The following is a 651-nucleotide window of genomic DNA, read 5'->3' on the forward strand; positions in this document are numbered from 1 at the left end:
ATATAAAATAGGGCTTGGCGAAGCTCAAATTATGGATTTGAAAAAAGCAGTAGATACCGCAAAATCTTTAATTATCGAACATCGTAATTTATAAAAGTAAAAAGGAGCGTTATATGGCAGTCGCTGTGATCGGTAGTATCAATGTGGACTTATTTTATAAATCATCAAATGACCCTTTGATAGGCCAGACCATTGAAGGGGATTCTTATTTCATACGTCATGGAGGAAAATGCGCAAATCAAGCGGTCATATTAAGGAGCTTATTTGAAGATACTTATTTTTTAGGGGCTTTAGGAAATGACGCATTTTCAAAGTTGTCTTTAGATAATTTAAAAGAAAAATCATTATCCACCAATGATATTGTACTGAAAGATTCTCAAAGTGGGTTTGCGCTCATAAAACTAAAAGATAATGATAATTCTATCACGATTTTTGAAGGCGCAAACGGCGCTTTAAATGAAGAAGATGTCGATCAGTTTTTTGAAAACCATAAAGATTTACAATTGATTGTTTTACAGTTAGAAATTCCTTTAAAACTCGTAGAATATATTATCGAGTTGGCTTCTAAAAAGAAAGTGAAGGTAATTTTAAATCCTGCACCTATGAAACCCATTAAATCGAGTGTCATTGATAAGTGTGATTATATTATTC

General features: G+C 32.3%; 1 protein-coding gene. It reads left to right on the top strand.

Going from position 1 to position 651, the window contains the following annotated elements:
- Positions 1 to 113 precede the first annotated feature (113 nt).
- The coding region (locus tag ABCO64_RS10490) for a PfkB family carbohydrate kinase (protein ID WP_343089428.1) at positions 114 to 651 on the top strand (538 nt) is incomplete at its 3' end.

Origin of the sequence: Methanocalculus natronophilus (assembly GCF_038751955.1) — an archaeon.
Taxonomy (GTDB): domain Archaea; phylum Halobacteriota; class Methanomicrobia; order Methanomicrobiales; family Methanocorpusculaceae; genus Methanocalculus; species Methanocalculus natronophilus.